The following is a 645-nucleotide window of genomic DNA, read 5'->3' on the forward strand; positions in this document are numbered from 1 at the left end:
ACGGGCTGGCTCACGTGGGTACCCTTCCCTGTGAATTCTGGCTTAGCTGCGTGGACGTCCCTGTGAATTCTGGCTTAGCTGCGTGGACGCGGTACTAAGACAAAATTAGCGCTCAGGTACTTGGCGCGCATCATTCTTCGAGGGTGATGCTGCAAAGCGCTAGTGAATTATCGCGTTCAGCAAGAACATGGCCACGCCGAGTGCCGCCGTGCCAAGACATCCTAGGATGCGGGTTGGCCAGCTGCTGCCTCGGAGCGCGAATGCGCTGTAGCCGAGCGCGCCAAGAATCACGACGCCCAGCCAGAGCGCCGCCCAGATCGTCAGGGCATCCGGGATGACTCGGAGCGCCCCAAACAACAGCACCGCAGACGGCAGCAGCGCAGAGGTGAGGAATCCGACCGAGCGCCGAAGCGAATGTCGGAACGCTTGGCCGAGGGTAGTCTCATCTCCCTCGCGGACACCGTGACTTGCCACCGTGCCGGCGTACACGTGAGCGACCCAGAACACGATCACTGTCCCCAGAACGCTCAGGAACGTCTGCCAGGCGCTGGCGCCGTAGCCGCCCGAAACCACAATCATTCCACTGACCAGAAGGGTCCCGTAGACCGACTCCTCAGTGACGAAACTGGTACGCGGGTCGCGCAG

General features: G+C 61.9%; 1 protein-coding gene. It reads right to left on the reverse strand.

Annotated elements, in window-relative coordinates:
* Nucleotides 1-159: 159 nt before the first annotated feature.
* On the reverse strand, nucleotides 160-645 hold a 486-nt coding region (locus CXQ91_RS24965), incomplete at its 5' end, for a hypothetical protein (protein ID WP_181039041.1).

The organism is Arthrobacter sp. Y81 (assembly GCF_002929335.1).
In the GTDB taxonomy this organism is placed as follows: Bacteria; Actinomycetota; Actinomycetes; order Actinomycetales; family Micrococcaceae; genus Arthrobacter.